The organism is Candidatus Sodalis pierantonius str. SOPE, assembly GCF_000517405.1.
GTDB classification, from domain to species: domain Bacteria; phylum Pseudomonadota; class Gammaproteobacteria; order Enterobacterales; family Enterobacteriaceae; genus Sodalis_C; species Sodalis_C pierantonii.
Genome location: NZ_CP006568.1, coordinates 1,774,197 through 1,791,289 on the forward strand (window position 1 = coordinate 1,774,197; position 17,093 = coordinate 1,791,289).

Here is a 17,093-nt window from a genome sequence, read left to right on the forward strand (position 1 = left end):
TCCAGAATCTTTTGCATCGCTACATGTGCGCGCAGCCTTTCAATACCGCAGGTGTGGATGGGCTGCGGAATAAGACAATATTTTTCCATAATAAACACCGCGCTCGGTTCGGGATGGCGTCATGGCATTTTAATTGCATTCCCAGTGTATACCAAGGTAATTCCAAAGAATGCCTGCGTAATCGATGTCAGTAAGGAACCATGTGAACTCAAAAAACCACAACTTTGTCAATGGCTTCCGGTTGGGTGCCGGCCGGGGTGTCGCGGTGGGGCTCACGTCCAGGCAGATTCTTGAAATTGAAAATATCCGGGGAAATCAAGTGGTCGATACCTGGGCATTAACGCAGGCGGACGTGCTGGAATACTCTTCCATGGACCATACGCGCTCGGTCAATAGCAATCTGTTTTACCAAACCGGCATGACGGTCGTCAGTAACCACCGCCGCCCGTTGTTCACGTTGATAGCGGACAGCACGCCAGGCTGGCACGATACGCTGCTCTGCCCCTGTAATGCCGCGATCTATCGTGAATTGGGCTGCCGCGATTATCATCGCAGCTGTACCGATAATTTCCATGAGGCGCTAGCGGCGCATGGGTTGTCGCTGCTGTTTACGCCCGCCTCGCTGAATTTATTCATGAATGTACCGGTTGCCGCGGACGGCGCCCTGGATCGGGTGCCGCCCCGATCAGTCGCCGGCGATACGCTGCAATTGCGGGCCGAGTGCGATATTTGGCTGGTACTTTCCGCCTGCCCGCAGGATATCACGCCCATCAACGGCGCCGCACGCCAGTCCTCAGACATCGGGCTGCGGCGGGGAGTTGCCGCCGCGGGCAGGGAGGGAACGGCATGAGCGAGTTGTCCGCGCCGCTGTTGCGGATCCGCGAGCTGAATAAGAGTTACGGTGATTTGCACGTCTTAAAGAATGTCGCCCTTAACGTTAACGCCGGGGAAGTGGTGTCCATCATCGGTGCCAGTGGTTCCGGCAAAAGTACCTTTCTGCGCTGTTTGAACGTCATGGAAATGCCGCAAAGCGGTTTCATGGACTTCGAGGATTTTTCCTTTGATTTCCGCGAGGGCGCGCGCTCAGCCGACGCCCGCACAGTTGAAATTGCTACGGGCCCGCATCGGCATGGTGTTGCAAAGCTACAACCTTTGGCCGCATATGACGGTGCTGGAAAATGTGATCGAAGCGCCGCTCCGGGTGCGTAAACTGCCGCGCAAGCAGGCTATTGACGAGGCGGAAGCGCTGCTTTCTCGGGTTGGCCTGTACGAGAAACGACAACAGTATCCCGCGCGGCTTTCCTGCGGACAACAGCAGCGGGTGGCCATCGCCCGCGCGCTGGCGATGAAACCGCAGCTGATGCTGTTTGATGAGGTAACGTCGGCGCTGGATCCCGAGCTGGTGGGCGAGGTGCTATCGCTGATGGCGTCGCTGGCGGAGGAGGGGATGACCATGTTGCTGGTGACCCACGAGATTGCTTTCGCCCGCGATGTGTCGAGCCGGGTGCTGTTTTTCGATCAGGGCGTTATGGCGGAGGACGGCCCGCCGGGACAGGTCCTTCATGATCCGGAAAGCCCGCGTTTGCGGCAATTTTTGCGTCGCATTTTACATCAGGACCTCCGCCAGGCATCACGGGAGGCGCAGCCATGAATCAGCTTTGGAGCGATATCGATACCTACGGTCTGGGTTTCCTGCAGGCCGGTTGGACCGTGCTGCTGATAACCGTCGCCACGATCGTTTTAAGCTGGATCGTCGGTTTCCTGGCCGTGTCGGCGAAAATGTCGTCGGTGAGGTTTTTTAGCGTCATCGGACGGTTTTATATCTGGTTTATCCGCGGAACCCCGGCGCTTATCCAGGTCTTTGTGGTGTATTTTGGTTTCCCGCAAATAGGGATCCATTTGTCGCCGTTCGTCGCCGACGTCGTGGCGCTGGGGCTCAACAGCGGTGCCTACGTGGCGGAAATCATGCGCGCCGGGCTGCAAGCTATCCCGCGCAGTCAGATGGAGTCCGCCTATGCGCTCGGTATGAGCAAAGGGGAAGTGATGCGGCGGATATTTTGCCGCAGGTGTTCCGCATCGTCTTACCGCCGCTGACCAACGAGGCGATTTCGACGCTGAAGAATACCTCGTTGCTGTCGACCATTACCGTCATTGATATCACGCTGTACGCACAGACGATAATTTCCGCGACGTTCCGCCCGTTCCAGTTTTATATCGCCGCAGCCTTGATTTATCTGCTGCTGACTTCGCTTTTGACCGAATTTTCCGCCTGGCTTAAACGGCGCCAGCGCCGTTTAAGTTAACCCAAAGGACGTAAGCTATGAGTGTGTTACCGACTAACTCCCTGGAGACCCCCCGTTTCTGCGGTGTGCCGACCTTTATGCGACTGCCGATGGCAACCGATCTGAGCGTGCTGGACGCGGCGATAATCGGCCTGCCCTCCGACGCCGGCGCGCCTTTTCGACCCGGCGCGCGGTTTGCCCCCAACGCCGTGCGCGCAATGTCCATTATGCTGCGGCCGATAAATCCCTATCGCGACAACATTAATGTGTTTGATGTGCTGCGGGTGGCGGACGCCGGGGATGCCCTGGTGGTGCTGGGCTACGAAGAAGAGACCCTGGCGCGTATGGAGCAGGCGGTGTCGACGCTGGCGGAACTGCGCGCTGTCGCCAAACGCTACGGGCCGGTAGCGCTGGTGCAGTTCGACTCCCACAGCGACACCTGGGATAAGTACTTCGCCGACAAGCGCTACAGCGCCGGCACGCCGTTCAGCCGCGGGGTGGAGGAAAATATCATCGATTCTGCGCACTCGATTCAGATCGGCTTGCGGGGATCGCTGTTCCAAACAACGAATATCACGCAGTCGCTGGATTTGGGCTTCGAGGTGGTGACCACCGACGCCATGTTCGAGATGGGCATCGCGGCGCTGGCCGAACGCATCGCCGGCCGGCCCACCTTTATTACCTTCGATATGGATTTTGTCGATCCCGCCGCCGCGCCGGCGGTGGAGACCCCCGAAGCGGGGGGACCCACGGCGCGCGAATCATTACTGCTGCTGCGCCGCTTGTCCGGTATCAATCTCGTGGGATGCGACGTCACCGAAATCACCCCGACCTACGACGGTCCTGGCCAAATCACCTCGCTGCTGGGCGCGACGGTAATGGAGGAATTGCTAGCGCTGCTGGCCAGCGAAAAACGGTAACGGTCCCGTGCGCCGCCGTTGAGGCGCGCGGCGCCGGCAGGCCATGAACCACCCTTAATTTTTTTGCAGCCTAATGAGAGCGACCAATGAAAATCAAGCGTTTACTCTGTATTGCCACGGTTGTTGCCATAATGACCCCGCTGTTTGGCGCCAGCGCCGCCGATGACGGCGCACTGGAACTTAAGCAGCCCGGTAAGCTATCGGTCGCGACCGAAGGCACCGATCCGCCTTTTAGCATGCGCAGCGCCGACGGCAAGCTGGACGGGTTGGAAATCCGCGTCATGAAAGAAGTGGCCAAACGGCTGCATTTGGAATATGTGCCCGTGATCACAAAATGGGACTCGGTACTGGTGGGGCTACAGGCCAATCAGTTTGACATGAGCAGCGCGGCGATGGATATTACCCCCGCGCGGCAAAAGGCGATTTTGTTTTCCGACGGCTGGATAAAGTCCGGCGGCCGCATCATTATCCCGCAAGATTCATCGATTACCTCCTCGCAGGATTTGAAAGGTAAACGCATCGGCGCGCAGGTGTCTTCGACCTATGCACAACTGGCGGTGGATCACGGCGCAACGCTGAAGAATTATATCGATGTGACCGCGGCGGTGCAGGACTTGGCTAACGGCAATATCGACGGCGTAATCAATGATTTTATCGGTAACGCCTACTTGATAAAAGACATGCATTTGCCGCTGCGCCAGACGCCGGATTATGTCAGCCGGATTCAAAAAGGGTTCGCCTTTACCAAGAGCAAACCGCATCTGGCGGCGGCGGTCAACAAGGCGCTGGCGGAGATGGTGGCGGATGGGACCTATGCGAAACTCGTCACTCCCATCATCGGCTACGATCCCTATCCGAAAGAGCCGGTCCGTTCGCTCTTGCAGCCCTAAGTCTGCCGGGTCGGCGTTGCGCGGGCGCGCCGTCCGCGCAACAGCCGTGTCTGCACATTGGGTGGGCCCGCGGCCTGCCTTTTTTAATCGGGGTGTTGACGATATGAAACGACGCTATGGATCCCTTTAAAACGACGGGCGAGATGATGGGTGCAGATTCCGACGTATCCGATCAGCTGTTCCGGCGACATCCGATCAGTTATTCCGATATTTTCCGATCACCCATTCCAGTGATATTCGATCACGTGTTCGCTCATCTTCTGACTCGGGTTTAGTCTATTTTTCCTGTGCTGGCTACTCCTTGCTCTTTGCGTAGTGATTCGCCTTTAAGTTCCAGTCTATAGCTGGGGTGTACTGACCGATCGAGTAACGCGTCAGCTGTCGTGGGGTTTTCTATCAGTCCATACCATTTTTTCACCGGCAGTTGACTGATCAGGATGCTGCTGCTTTTGTCGTAGCGATCTTCCATCACCTCCAACAGCATCGTTGCCTGCATCGGACTTATTGATTCTAGGCCCACATCGTCCAAGATCAGTAACTCTATTTTTTCTAACTGCTTAAGCTGTTTTAGATAGGTCCCGTCTACCTGACACTGGTGAAGATGGGCCAGCAACCGACCCACTCGCCAGTAACGCACGCTATATTGCTGCCGGCATGCCTGCTCACTAAGCGCACAACTGAGCCAGGTTTTGCCCGTACCTGTCGGCCCCGTGATGAGTATGCTTTTCTGATATTTCAGATATTGTCCCCCTAGCAGATCTCGCATCTGTTCCGGTGTCACTCCTCGGCTAGGGATATAGCGGATATCTTCCGGTTTTGCCTGCAAGCGCATTTGCGATTGCCGTCGAATACGGTATATGTGGTTGTTTTTTCTATGTAAATTTTCCGCTTCTACCATCAGCGACAACCGCTCCTCGAACCCCAGCTCCCCATAACTCCCCGGGAGTTCGCGTTGCGTCTCCAACGCCTGGACCATTGCCGACAACTTCAGCTCTCGCAGAGCCATTAACAGTGTATCCATATTTATTCTCCTTAGTGATAACTGTCCGGACCTCGGAGGTTTTCGTGAACCAGCATTGATACGCCGGCTCCGTCCTGGGTGACCTCACTTTCACGACCGTGTTTCAATACGTTGGCTATGAAAGAGCGGTTAATGCACCCTTTCTCCAACGCCAGCACGCAGGCCTTCTCCAGTCGCGTCGTCTCATAGCGCCGTTGCAGATTGAGTAGCCCCAGCACGGAGCGGTAAGCCTGCTCCGGATGGGCTTTGCTCTTTTGGATGGACTCGACCACTTTCAGTGTGCACACACCCACCGACAGCGCCCAACTGCACAGCCTTTCCGGCGTCCACTGACTCTGCCCCTTATGGTTAGCCGGCATGTGCGCCGCCTGAGTCGTGTGCCTATAGGCGTTATCGCTGCGAGGGTGCGTAGCCACGCAGACGCCCTTATGGTGGATTTGCACCAGCCGTTGGGTGGCGATGACGTCAACGCGCTCGCCAACCAGCGGATGCGGCACCGAGTACCAGTTTTTGCCGTAGTCTATGTGGTAATCAGGTCCCACTCGGGCAACGAGATACTCACTGTATTCCCATTGTGTGGGCGGTAGAGGCCCAAGAGCCGGTTTGTCCAGCTGCTCGAAGCGTTCAAGGCGACTTTGTCCGCCGTAATGACGCATCGGGCGCAGATTCAACTCATGATTGAGTTCTCGTATCACCTGGTTGAGTTCGGGCAGCGAGTAGAACCTACGTTTACGCAACCGGGCCAAAACCCAGCGTTCTACCAGCTGCACAGTTGATTCTGCCTTCGCCTTGTCTTTCGGTTTTCTCGGGCGCGCCGGTAGCACCACTGTCTCATAGTGATTTGCCAGCGCCTGGTAGCTCTGGTTTATGACCGGCTCATAGCGGTCAGGGGTGCTGACAGCGCTGCGCAGATTATCAGGTATCATCAGCTCCGGAACCCCACCCATGAAGTGCAGACAGCGGCTATTGGCGTTGAGCCACGATGCCATGTCCTGGCTTTCGCAGGCTTCGATATACGCATAGCCTGACACGCCCATGGCAGCGACGAAGATAGCGACCTGGCGTACGCTACTGGTCGCAGGGTTGACGATAGGTACGGTGGGGCCACAGAAGTTGATGAAGAGCTTTTCGCCAGCCTTGTGCTCCATGCGCATAGAACGCCTCTGCTTCTTTTTCCAGTCACGGAACAGTGCACAAAACTGTGAGTAACCGAGGGCATCACCGCCCACGGCGGACTGATATTCCATCCAGAGCAGCTGCTTGGTCATGCCCTTGCGGCTTAACTCGGTATCGATATCAAGCCAGCTGGGTAATGTATTGATAACTTTTCCGGATTTGCCGGGATAGAGCAGGCGGTCGAGGTCGACGGGGGACAGTTCCGCCGGCAATGGCCAGACCAGGTTAACTACCGTGAATCGGCCGAGGATATCGTGCACGGTAGTACAGCCTATGCCGAGCGCTGCTGCGATAGTGCGATTCGAGCGACGCTGCTCGAATTTCATACGTAAGACATTAATATAGATGCACATTTCCGTTCTCGCTTTCTTTTTTTTACGTGCCATGCCATGCCCCCGGAAGCTAAAAGTCTCCAGAGTATGGCGGAACAGAAGATGAGCGATCGGACAGAATCGGAATCGCTGATCGGGCGACCGGAATCAGTGATCGGATGAAATCAGAATTAGTGATCGGGTGAAATCGGAATCAGTGATCGGATGTGACCGGAACCAGCAATGGGTGAACGGGAACAGAATCTCAGCGTTAAGGCTTATGATGTGCTGCTTAATATGCTGATAAATCGTGAACTCCCAGTCAATACCGTCCTTCCGGAGCGCCGGCTTGCCGAGATGCTGACGATTTCACGCACGCCGGTACGCGACGCGCTGAATAAATTGGAAAACGAGGGCTTTATCGGCCGCAGCGGCGGCAGAACGCTGGTGGTTAAAGAGTTCTACTATCCGCGAACTTATCGAAACGCTGCACGTGCGGCGCACGCTGGAGGCGGAAGCCGCCCGCTTGGCCGCAGGGCGGGTGCCAGCGGCGACGCTTGACGCGATTGAAGAGGGCATCAACGCGCTGCTGGCGGCGGCGGATCCCAGCCCCCAACAGGATTGGCAGATAGACAGCCAATTGCACCAGTCGCTGGCCCATTACAGCGGTAATGCGCTGCTGATGCAGTATATCGAAAGCCTGCGCCTCAAAACCCGCATGTTCAATATGCGCCAGGTACCGGAACGTTTCATCAAAGGTCACCATGAACATCTGGCGATCATTGCCGCTCTGCGCCATGCTTTCCGCGGGGTTGTGGCTACCGTTGGCGTTGCGCACGAATAACATCGCGGTGGGCACGCCCTGCGCCGCTGGGCATGACGCGGGCCGGCACGTGCTGTTGCTCGGCCGCACGCGTCAAATCGGCCAGTAGCGCGGGGTCCATTTGCGCTGGGGCACTTTCGGTCTGCTCGCCGAGTTCAAAGCGTACGCCGTGCCGAAGGCTAATGTCGTCTATTAAGCGCCGCAGCGCGGCATCCATTAGTGACAGCGTTTGCGGGCTGCGCGAGCGAAAATCCAGGCAAAAGGCCACTTCACCGCTCACTTTACTGAAATCCGCCTGCTGGGGGTGGGTCGCAAACTGGCCGACGGTCACCGTCAGCTCGTGCCCTTCCTGCTCTAGCGTGCCCCATTGGTGATGTAGGCCGGTCACCAGCTCCGCCGTCGCCACCACCGCATCTTGCCGGTGGCCGAGCGATAGCGCAAACTGCCGCATATGCCGCTGACCAGGCCCAGCGGGATGCCGCTGTCCAGCAGAACCGGCCCCTGTTCAATATGCAATTCGATAAAACAGGCGATTGCCGCCGCGCTTAACCACGGCGGCTGCGCCAGGAATTGCGCGACATCCGCGCCCCGGTCGGCGAAATGCTGCGCCAGGGTTTGCCCGTTATCGGCCCGCGGCGTCCGCATCGCCGACGGCGGCAACAGACCGAAAGCCGCTTTGCTGCCTAAATAGGAAATCGGGAACCAGGCGCTCTCCTCCGCGCGGATGGCCATTACCGTGACATCTCGCTGCGGCCGGTAACCTGCCGCCACCCAGCCCGCCAATACGGCAATGCCGGCCAGCACGCCGGCGGCGCCGTCGAAATTGCCGCCGCAGGGTACCGAATCCAGATGGGAGCCGGTGATCACCGCCGGCGCACCCGGCAGAGTGCCGGGCAGCGTCATATAAAGATTGAGCGCCGCATCGGTGGCCACGCGCAGCCCCAGCGCCCGCGCGGTACGGTGCAGCACATCGTGGGCGCGCTGTTCCCCCTCGCCGTAGCTACCGCGGCTAATGCCGCTACCGTCGAAGCTCAGTTGCTGCAGTTCGGTGAATAAGCGCTGCGCCAGCGCAATATCCGGGGCCGGGAGCGGCTGGGCGCGCGTCACCGCAGGGCCTCGCAGGCCGCGACGATGCGCTCACAGGCCCGCGCCACAAGTGCGTCGGCTATGCTATAGGCGATGCGGAAATGATGCGCGAGACCGAAGGCGGAGCCCGGCACTACCGCGACCCCGGCGTGTTCCAATAGGTAGGCGGCCAGCCCCACGTCGTCATTAATCGTCTCCGCGTAGGGGCTCTGCTTGCCGATAAGCGCGCGGCAATCTACGAACAGATAAAACGCGGCGGGCGGCGTTGCGACCCGCAGGTCGGGCGCCTGACGCAAAATCGACAGCGCCTGGTCGCGGCGAAGCCGCAGGCGGCCGCACCACTCGGGCAGTAAGCTTTGCGGGCCGTTAAGCGCCGCCAGCGCGCCGGCCTGACCGATAGCGCTGGGGCAGGAGGTGCTTTGCGATTGCAGCAGCGCCAGCCCGTCTATCAGCCACTCCGGCCCACCGGCGTAACCGAGGCGCCAGCCCGTCATGGCATAGGCTTTCGACACGCCGTTGACGGTAAGGGTACGTGCCGCCAAGGATGGCACGGCGGTGGCGAACGAGACGAATTCCCCTTCATAGACGATGTGTTCATAAATATCGTCAGACATCACCAGCACCCGAGGATAGGCCGCCAGAACCTCGCCCAGCGCGCGCAATTCCTCCGCGCTATAAAGTGCCCCGGACGGATTTCCCGGTGAGTTTAACAGTAACCAACGGCTGTTCGCGTTCAGCGCGGCAGCAAGACGCGCGGGCGTCAGTTTAAACCCGTCCTGCTCGCCCGGCTCGACGTAGCGCGGCGTGGCACCGGTCAACCGCACCATTTCGGGATACGATACCCAATAGGGGGCGGGGATAATCACCTCATCTTCCGGCTCAAGGGTCGCTAACAGCGCATTGAAAATGATCTGCTTGGCGCCGGTGCTGGCGATAATTTGACGGGGAGTAAAAGCGAGCTGATTTTCGCGGCGGAATTTGGCGATAATCGCCGCCTTGAGCGTCGGGGTGCCGCCGACATCCGTATAACGGGTCTGTCCGTCGTGCAAAGCGGCAATGGCCTCGCGCACGATAGGCTCGGGGGTGGGAAAATCGAGCTCGCCGGAACTCATGTTGATGATGTCGCGGCCTTCCGCGGACAATTTGCGGGCGAGCTGGGAAATAACCAGCGTCACCGAGGGTTGCAGCGCGCGCAGGCGCGAGGACACTTGGGCATGAGTGGCGTGGGCGGACATCCTGCTGTCATCCTGTGGTAACGTAAAGGTTTATTTTTATCCAGCGTCCGACGGATGAACAGCAAATATTTCGATTGCCCAGTATAAAGAATTTTGATGAGTCAGCGCGCCTGGGGCGCCGCCGGCGTCCTGCGCGGCGGTTTGCCGCAACACCTCGCTTACCACCCGGTAACAATCATCGATATGGCTATTCCCCAGCAATTTCATCGCGCTGAAGCTTAAGCCTGCCGCCAGCGCCTGGCCTAACAGCGGGACATAGCGTGCCACCGACTTGGTGGCGACCCGTACGCCGACGCGTTTAAGCGCGTGGCTGACCGCTTCGCGGGTGAGAATCCTGCCGATGAGACGGCTGCCGACGCCGATGATGGCAATAAAAGTATATTTTTTACGGTTGGGGTGAAGTTGAGCCAGTTGCTGCTCGCTCAGGCCAAATCGCTCATTAATCGCCGGCAGTAGCCCAAGAAGAATCGACACATCGGTACCAATATCCAGGCCGGGCAGCGGAATGACCGAGGCGCCGGCCGACAGGGCGGCGCGTTGGGTCACAAGTTTGCGGCATGCGTCGCGGACTTCATCAAGCTGTTCACGGGTCTGTATCATTCGCTGTAGCGTTCCTGTTGCTTATCCATGGCGGTAAGTTTAGCAGGCGTCCCGCGTAAGATACGGGCGCGCGCCGATCATCCTATTACAGCGATAGGTCGCGCGAACGCCGCGAGGGCATTATTATTTTCCTACCCTCATTCGTACTGGCGCGAATGGGTGTGCCCAGCCAGCGGATGCTTATCAACGGTTCGGTATAGGCAAAAGGCATCAGCAGCGTGACCGCCAGCGCCGCCAGGCGCGTCATGCTCCAGTCGCGTCCACGCACCACTTTCGCTTGGCAGCGTGGGCAGCAGGCATCCTGGTTATCGCCGAGGAGCGGCAGGATAAATAAGACATCGCATTCCGGACAGCGTTGATATTGGCCGGACGGAAAGGCATCATGAATCGCGGTTATTTTCATCGCGCGGCGTTTACGCCTCCCTCACACCTCATTTTTCACGCTGCACGCCGCCGTTATCGGGTTATAATAAACCGCCGGCGCAACGCCTGTCTGGCCGGGCAAACATACCCGCGCGCGAACACTTTGTGAAGTCATAACGGATTAATCTTGTGGCTTTGGGCATTTATTGCTTATTTTATAGAAGCTGGTGTGCCGTCTGCTAACACAAAGATTAGCTCATTTAATGGTTTATTATGAAAAAACAACAATTTTACGCCGAATTATTGCAAGATATGTCGGCACTCCTTGAGGGCGAAACGCATTTTATCGCCGCGCTGGCCAACGCCAGCGCCTTACTTTATGAACGTCTGGAAGGGGTGAACTGGGCCGGTTTTTATTTACTCGAGGGTGATATACTTGTGCTCGGGCCCTTTCAGGGCAAGGTTGCTTGCGTGCGCATCCCGCTGGGTAAAGGCGTCTGCGGCACCGCGGCGGCGGAAAACCGGATTCAGCGTATCGGCGATGTGCATGCTTTTCCAGACCATATTGCCTGCGACGCCGCCAGTAACGCGGAAATCGTATTGCCTATCACAATCGATGAACGCGTGGTGGGGGTTTTGGATATCGATAGCACGATTTATCAACGCTTCGATCAGGATGATGAAGATGGACTGAAGGCGGTGGTGGATTACCTCTGCCGGCAGTTGGGAACCACCAATCTGCGCAAATTTATCACTAATACTTGATAATGATATACGGATAACGTGGCATTTGCCGATGGCGTCATTATAATGACGCCTGTTCATGCCTGCGCTGGTTGGCAAACCCGTCGTAATCAGGAAAATTCATGGAAAATCAACCTAAGTTGAACAGCAACAAAGAAGTCATTGCCTTTCTGGCGGAGCGTTTCCCGCTCTGTTTCACGGCCGAAGGTGAAGCCAGGCCGCTTAAGATCGGTATTTTTCAGGACCTCGTTGAACGTGTTCAGGGCGAAGACAATATCAGCAAGACGCAACTGCGTTCCGCATTGCGCCTTTATACTTCAAGCTGGCGTTACCTTTATGGGATAAAGCTTGGCGCGCAGCGCGTTGATCTCGATGGTAATCCTTGCGGCGAGCTGGAAACGCAGCATGTTGAACATGCGCGCAAACAATTAGAGGAAGCCAAGGCCCGCGTTCAGCTTCAGCACGCCGCCCAGCAGGCGAAGAAACGCGAAAACGGCGAGGCCGTTGCGCCGCGTCGTCCCGCTGCGGCCAAGCGGCCCGTTAAAAGTGACGCCGTCACGCCTCGCAAACCCCGTCCCAAACAAGAACGTCCTGCGTCTGCCCCCAGGCAACCGGCGCCGGTCGTCAAAACCGTGCCTGTCACCGATATTTCCACGTTGCAAATCGGCCAGGCTATCAAAGTCAAAGTGGGTAAAAATCCCATGGACGCAATAGTCATGGAAATCGCCAAAGAAGGGGTACGAGTGCAGCTCTCTTCCGGGATGGCTTTGATAGTACGCGCAGAACACCTGCAGTTCTGATACGGAGGCCAACCAGGGCATGAACACATTTGTCAGAGTCGCCATGATGGCGGGGGCGCTGCTAGCGGGCGGGGCGATGGCGAAAGACGACATCACCCGCGCCGATCAGATCCCGGCGTTGAAAGAAGAAGCACAGCAGCAAACGGTGAGCCAGCGGGTCAGCGCGCGTTTTACGCGGTCGCACTATCGCCAGTTCGATCTGGACGGGGCGTTCGCCGGCAAAATTTTCGATCGTTACCTCAACATGCTCGACTACAGTCACAATGTGTTGCTGGCGTCAGATATTGCGCAGTTCGCCGCCCAAAAATCACAGCTGGCCGATGAGCTTAAAAGCGGTAAGCTGGATTTGCCGTATGCGATGTACAACCTGGCGGAGAAGCGCCGGTTTGAGCGTTATCAATATGCGCTGGCGCAGTTGGCGAAACCGATGGATTTCAACGGTAACGGCGCCATCGAAATCGACCGCAGCAAAGCCCCCTGGCCCAAGACCACCGCTGAGCTCGACGCGCTATGGGATGCCAAGGTGAAGTATGACGCGCTGAATCTCAAGCTTACCGGCAAAGACGAGAAAGAGATCCGCGACATTTTGACAAAGCGCTATCAGTTCGCCATCCGGCGCCTGGCGCAAAGCAATAGCGAAGACGTTTTCCAGCTGATCATGAACGCTTTCGCCCATGAGATCGATCCGCACACCAATTACCTTTCCCCGCGCAACACCGAGCAGTTCAACACCGAGATGAGCCTGTCGCTGGAAGGCATCGGTGCGGTGTTGCAAATGGATGACGATTACACGGTGATAAACTCGCTGGTGCCGGGCGGCCCGGCGGCCAAAAGCAAAGCCATTACCGTCGGTGATCGCGTGGTGGGCGTAGGCCAGATCGGCAAACCGATGGTGGATGTTATCGGCTGGCGGCAGGATGACGTGGTGTCGCTGATAAAAGGGCCGAAGGGCAGCAAAGTGCGCCTGGAAATCTTGCCTGCCGGTAAGGGTACCAAAACCCGTATCGTCACCGTTACCCGCGAGCGTATTCGGCTTGAGGATCGGGCGGTGAAGATGTCGGTGAAAACCATTGGCAAGGAAAAAGTCGGCGTTTTGGATATTCCCGGTTTTTATGTGGGCCTGACCGATGATGTCAAGGTGCAACTGCAAAAGCTGGAAAAACAGAACGTGCAAAGCGTCATTATCGATTTGCGCGCCAACGGCGGCGGTGCGCTAACCGAAGCCGTATCGCTATCGGGGCTGTTTATTCCCAGCGGGCCGGTGGTGCAGGTGCGCGATAACAACGGTAAAATTCGCGAGGACAGCGATACCGACGGTATTGTCTATTATAAAGGACCGCTGGTGGTGTTGGTGGACAGGTTCAGCGCCTCCGCGTCGGAGATCTTCGTCGCGGCGATGCAGGATTATGGCCGGGCGCTGGTGGTCGGCGAGCCGACCTTCGGCAAAGGCACGGTACAGCAATACCGTTCGCTGAACCGCATCTATGATCAGATGCTGCGCCCGGAATGGCCGGCGTTGGGGTCTATCCAATACACTATCCAGAAATTTTACCGGGTCAACGGCGGCAGCACGCAGCGTAAAGGCGTGGTGCCGGATATCATCATGCCCCCCGGCACTGAAACCGTCGAAACCGGCGAAAAATTTGAAGATAATGCGCTGCCCTGGGACAGCATCAACGCGGCCACCTATACCAAGGCCGGCGATTTGAAGCCGTTCTCGGCCGAGTTGCTCAAAGCGCATCAGGCGCGCATCGCCAAAGATCCTGAATTCCAATATATCCAACAGGATATTGCGCGTTTCCACGCCATGAAGGAGAAACGCAATTGGGTCTCCCTCAATCTCGCCCAGCGGGAGAAGGAGAATCACGAGGATGATGCTATCCGCCTTCAGCGCACCAACGAGCGGCTGGTGCGGCAGGGTAAAAAACCGGTGAAGAATCTGGAATCTATCCCCAAGGATTATAAAGAGCCGGATCCCTATCTGGATGAAACGGTGCAAATTGCGCTGGATCTCGCCCATGCCGCGGCCAGCCAACCCGCCGCCCCGCCGGCGGGGTAGCAACGTCATCAGGCGCCTTAACCGGCGCTTTTTTTCGCCGCATCTCAGGGAAGGGGGCGAAAAGTTTAACAAAATGTAAAGTTATGTCTTTTTAGCGAATTATCGGCGCGTAATGCTTGAAAAACGCCGCCAAGACCCTAGATTAACGTTACGCAGTAGGCGTGATTATTTCCGAGGAACCTGACATTTTATGATGCGTATCGTTCTTTTCCTGCTCACTAACCTGGCGGTGATGGTGGTGTTCGGTATTGTACTGAGTCTCACCGGGATCCAGTCCTCCAGTGCCGCCGGATTAATGATAATGGCCGGGCTGTTTGGTTTCGGCGGAGCCTTCGTTTCGCTGTTAATGTCAAAATCCATGGCGCTACGCTCGGTCGGCGGCGAAGTGATTGAGCAGCCGCGCAATGAAACCGAACGTTGGCTGCTCACTACCGTCCGCCAGCAGGCGCAGCAGGCCAATATCGCCATGCCGCAGGTGGCGCTTTATCACGCACCCGATATCAACGCTTTCGCCACCGGCGCCCGGCGTGATGCCTCGCTGGTGGCCGTCAGCACCGGTCTACTGCAAAATATGAACCGCGACGAGGCCGAGGCGGTCATCGCCCACGAAATCAGCCACATCGCCAACGGCGATATGGTGACCATGACCCTTATCCAAGGCGTGGTGAACACCTTCGTTATTTCCGTCTCGCGGATCCTGGCACAGCTGGCGGCGGGGTTCATGTCGTCGGATCGCGACGAGGGTGAAAGCGGCAATGGCAACCCGCTGGTCTATTCCGCCCTCTCCATGGTGCTGGAATTGGTGTTCGGGGTACTGGCGAGCATCATCACCCTGTGGTTCTCGCGTCACCGCGAATACCACGCCGATGCCGGTTCAGCCAAGCTGGTGGGGCGTGAGAAAATGATCGCGGCGCTACAGCGGTTGAAGATCAGTCATGAGCCGCAGGAAGCCAGCAGCATGATGGCGTTTTGCATCAACGGCCGCAACAAGACGTTCAGCGAACTGTTCATGTCCCATCCCCCGCTGGATCAACGGATTGAAGCACTGCGTTCCGGCGCCTACCTGAAATAAGGCGAGCCGGCAGGGCCGCCGCCGGGGAGAGGGGGATGTCGCTCCTTGCGATGGCGGCCTGCAACCCGCCGAACGTCGGCCGGTTACCGCTCATGCCTTAACCCCCCCCCCAGGGCGTCGGCCGGGAAACAGCGATGCTTCAAATCGTGGCGGTTGGCCAAAAAACGGCAAGAGGCGCGACTGTCCGGTAACCGACCAAACCTGCCCGGACGCGCGGCAACCTCTAAAAAATCCCCCACGGCGCGGGGATTTTTTTTGCCCGACACGCCAATCCGTTCGGCATTTGAGGCGCCGCGTTTATTTCCCCACCGCCTGCTGGGGGTTGGCCTGGGTTATACGCATCGAACTGACCAGTGCGGCGCCGGCGGCGAACACGCCCGCCAACACCAGCGAGGTGTGCGTACCGCTGTCGCCGAACAGGTTAAACATTAACGCCACCAGGGCGGCGCCGCTGGTTTGTCCGAACAGGCGGGCGGTGCCCAGCATGCCGCTGGCGCCGCCGCTGCGGTTGCGCGGCGCCGAGGTGATGATAGTGTGATTGTTAGGAGACTGGAATAACCCAAAACCGGCGCCGCACAGCATCATCCGCCAAATAATCTCGCCGTCGGTCGGCGCGGCCGGCAGCCAGGCCAGGGAGAATAGCCCCGCGGCAAACAGACACATGCCGATCCCCCCCCCAACAAACCCGCGTGTACCCAGCCGATCAAGGCGCCGGCCAGTGAGGCGAAAACCATGGTCGCCAGCGGCCAGGGCGTAAGCAACAGGCCTGTTGCGACCTCGGTGCGGCCCAATACGGTTTGCAGATAAAACGGCAGCGATACCATGGCCAACATTTGGGCGCTAAAAGAGCAGATAGACGTACACATGGACAGGGAAAACGGCGGGATACGCAGCAGGTCCACCGGCAGCAGAGGCCAGCGCTGGCGCAGCTGGTGGCGGACGAACAGGGTGCCCACCGCGATGGCCAGACACAGCTCAATGACGATCCAGCGGCCGTTGACCTGCTGGGCGAAACCGCTCAGGGCGGAAAGCAGCAGGCCGAAGGTCAAGGTATTCATCAGCGCGCTGGCGGCGTTAAAGCGCTGGCCGCTGTTCTTCTGCGGGTTACCCGGCAAGAACCGATGTCCCAGCCACAGGGCGAAAAGGCCGATAGGCACATTGATTGCGAACAGCCACTGCCAGCTGGCCACCGACAAGACGCCTGCCGCTACCGTGGGGCCGGCGGCGGTGGACACCGCTACCATCAGGGTATTGATTGCCATACCTCGGCTGAGAATACGCTGCGGATAGATGATCCGAATTAGCGCGCCATTGATACTCATCACCGCTGCGGCGCCGAGGCCCTGTAGGACGCGGGCGCCAATCAGCATCCACAAACTGTCGGACAGTGCGCACAGCAAAGACATCAGGCTGAACACCGCCAGACCGCATTGATAGACACGCCGGTACCCGTAAATATCGCCGAGGCTGGCGAAGGAGAGCAATGAAACGATGATCGCCAGTTGATAGGCATTGACCACCCAAATCGATGCAGCCGGACTGGCGTGGAGTTCACGGGCAAGGGCAACGTTGGCGATGGCGCCATCCAAAACCGCAATGGAGACGCTCAGCACAATCGTCAGAATGGCTCCGTAGCGCTGCGGCAGGGGAACGCCGTCATGGTCGATGTGGGTCATTAAGGTTCGTTCGTCCGTAAAAGCCTTTACTGTAA

The 17,093-nt window shown here is 57.9% G+C and carries 17 protein-coding genes and 3 pseudogenes; 12 read left to right on the top strand and 8 right to left on the bottom strand.

Annotation, left to right across the window (positions count from 1 at the left end):
- Positions 1–202 precede the first annotated feature (202 nt).
- The 6 genes and pseudogenes from SOPEG_RS09030 (at position 203) to SOPEG_RS09050 (ending at position 4,092) form a co-directional block, all read left to right on the top strand.
- Positions 203–850, top strand: coding sequence for a DUF1989 domain-containing protein (locus SOPEG_RS09030; RefSeq protein WP_025245093.1), 648 nt, complete (start codon positions 203–205; stop codon positions 848–850).
- A gap of 17 nt (positions 851–867) precedes the next feature.
- A pseudogene (locus SOPEG_RS09035) lies at positions 868–1,651 on the top strand (amino acid ABC transporter ATP-binding protein).
- The gene (locus tag SOPEG_RS09040; protein ID WP_236851719.1) at positions 1,648–2,094 is read left to right on the top strand and encodes an amino acid ABC transporter permease; all 447 of its coding nucleotides are present in this window, start codon (positions 1,648–1,650) and stop codon (positions 2,092–2,094) included. The pseudogene SOPEG_RS09035 and the gene SOPEG_RS09040 overlap by 4 nt, the downstream one beginning before the upstream one ends.
- A complete protein-coding gene (locus SOPEG_RS29390) occupies positions 2,058–2,303 on the top strand; it encodes a hypothetical protein (RefSeq protein WP_236851721.1) in 246 nt (81 codons plus the stop codon). Before SOPEG_RS09040 ends, SOPEG_RS29390 begins: the two co-directional genes overlap by 37 nt.
- An 89-nt stretch (positions 2,304–2,392) precedes the next feature.
- Positions 2,393–3,202 carry an arginase family protein gene (locus SOPEG_RS09045; RefSeq protein ID WP_236851723.1) on the top strand — a complete coding sequence of 270 codons (810 nt, stop codon included), beginning with the start codon at positions 2,393–2,395 and terminating at the stop codon, positions 3,200–3,202.
- A gap of 86 nt (positions 3,203–3,288) precedes the next feature.
- Complete coding sequence (locus SOPEG_RS09050; protein WP_025245095.1) at positions 3,289–4,092, top strand: transporter substrate-binding domain-containing protein; 804 nt, start codon at positions 3,289–3,291, stop codon at positions 4,090–4,092.
- Between the two features lie 271 nt (positions 4,093–4,363).
- Here SOPEG_RS09050 and istB read toward each other — a convergent pair whose 3' ends face one another.
- Together istB and istA are read right to left on the bottom strand one after the other, a co-directional pair.
- Positions 4,364–5,113 (bottom strand): IS21-like element ISSoEn3 family helper ATPase IstB, encoded by a 750-nt coding sequence (istB, locus tag SOPEG_RS09055; RefSeq protein WP_025245096.1) that lies wholly within the window; start codon positions 5,111–5,113, stop codon positions 4,364–4,366.
- An 11-nt stretch (positions 5,114–5,124) separates the two neighbouring features.
- A complete protein-coding gene (gene istA / locus SOPEG_RS09060) occupies positions 5,125–6,675 on the bottom strand; it encodes an IS21-like element ISSoEn3 family transposase (protein WP_025245097.1) in 1,551 nt (516 codons plus the stop codon).
- Between the two features lie 168 nt (positions 6,676–6,843).
- On the opposite strand from istA, the gene SOPEG_RS29395 reads away from it, so the two are divergent.
- Both SOPEG_RS29395 and SOPEG_RS29400 read left to right on the top strand, forming a co-directional pair.
- Positions 6,844–7,161, top strand: coding sequence for a GntR family transcriptional regulator (locus SOPEG_RS29395; protein WP_081742967.1), 318 nt, complete (start codon positions 6,844–6,846; stop codon positions 7,159–7,161).
- Complete coding sequence (locus SOPEG_RS29400) at positions 7,142–7,444, top strand: FCD domain-containing protein (RefSeq protein WP_236851725.1); 303 nt, start codon at positions 7,142–7,144, stop codon at positions 7,442–7,444. Before SOPEG_RS29395 ends, SOPEG_RS29400 begins: the two co-directional genes overlap by 20 nt.
- Here the strand turns inward: SOPEG_RS29400 and SOPEG_RS28740 are convergent.
- The 5 genes and pseudogenes from SOPEG_RS28740 to SOPEG_RS09085 form a co-directional block, all read right to left on the bottom strand.
- Entirely contained in the window at positions 7,419–7,832 is a 414-nt protein-coding gene (locus SOPEG_RS28740; protein ID WP_051419576.1) for a hypothetical protein, read from the bottom strand. The two genes, SOPEG_RS29400 and SOPEG_RS28740, sit on opposite strands and share 26 nt — an antisense overlap.
- Positions 7,808–8,530, bottom strand: a complete 723-nt coding sequence (locus tag SOPEG_RS28745) for a M20/M25/M40 family metallo-hydrolase (RefSeq protein ID WP_051419578.1) — start codon at positions 8,528–8,530, stop codon at positions 7,808–7,810. Before SOPEG_RS28745 ends, SOPEG_RS28740 begins: the two co-directional genes overlap by 25 nt.
- The gene (locus SOPEG_RS09075; protein ID WP_025245098.1) at positions 8,527–9,744 is read right to left on the bottom strand and encodes a pyridoxal phosphate-dependent aminotransferase; all 1,218 of its coding nucleotides are present in this window, start codon (positions 9,742–9,744) and stop codon (positions 8,527–8,529) included. The genes SOPEG_RS28745 and SOPEG_RS09075 overlap by 4 nt, the downstream gene beginning before the upstream one ends.
- A gap of 36 nt (positions 9,745–9,780) precedes the next feature.
- On the bottom strand, positions 9,781–10,344 hold the full coding sequence (locus SOPEG_RS09080; RefSeq protein ID WP_025245099.1) for a hypothetical protein: 564 nt from the start codon (positions 10,342–10,344) through the stop codon (positions 9,781–9,783).
- A gap of 133 nt (positions 10,345–10,477) precedes the next feature.
- A pseudogene (locus SOPEG_RS09085) lies at positions 10,478–10,747 on the bottom strand (membrane integrity lipid transport subunit YebS); the annotation flags it as partial.
- A 233-nt stretch (positions 10,748–10,980) separates the two neighbouring features.
- Between SOPEG_RS09085 and SOPEG_RS09090 the strand changes: the two are divergent.
- The 4 genes from SOPEG_RS09090 (at position 10,981) to htpX (ending at position 15,382) form a co-directional block, all read left to right on the top strand.
- On the top strand, positions 10,981–11,472 hold the full coding sequence (locus tag SOPEG_RS09090) for a GAF domain-containing protein (RefSeq protein ID WP_025245101.1): 492 nt from the start codon (positions 10,981–10,983) through the stop codon (positions 11,470–11,472).
- Positions 11,473–11,573: 101 nt separating this feature from the next.
- Entirely contained in the window at positions 11,574–12,251 is a 678-nt protein-coding gene (proQ, locus tag SOPEG_RS09095) for an RNA chaperone ProQ (RefSeq protein ID WP_025245102.1), read from the top strand.
- A gap of 19 nt (positions 12,252–12,270) precedes the next feature.
- Positions 12,271–14,310 carry a carboxy terminal-processing peptidase gene (prc, locus tag SOPEG_RS09100; RefSeq protein ID WP_025245103.1) on the top strand — a complete coding sequence of 680 codons (2,040 nt, stop codon included), beginning with the start codon at positions 12,271–12,273 and terminating at the stop codon, positions 14,308–14,310.
- A 190-nt stretch (positions 14,311–14,500) separates the two neighbouring features.
- Complete coding sequence (gene htpX / locus SOPEG_RS09105; protein ID WP_025245104.1) at positions 14,501–15,382, top strand: protease HtpX; 882 nt, start codon at positions 14,501–14,503, stop codon at positions 15,380–15,382.
- Positions 15,383–15,679: 297 nt separating this feature from the next.
- On the opposite strand, the pseudogene SOPEG_RS09110 reads toward htpX, so the two are convergent.
- Positions 15,680–17,058: pseudogene (locus SOPEG_RS09110) on the bottom strand (MFS transporter).
- Between the last annotated feature and the right edge of the window lie 35 nt (positions 17,059–17,093).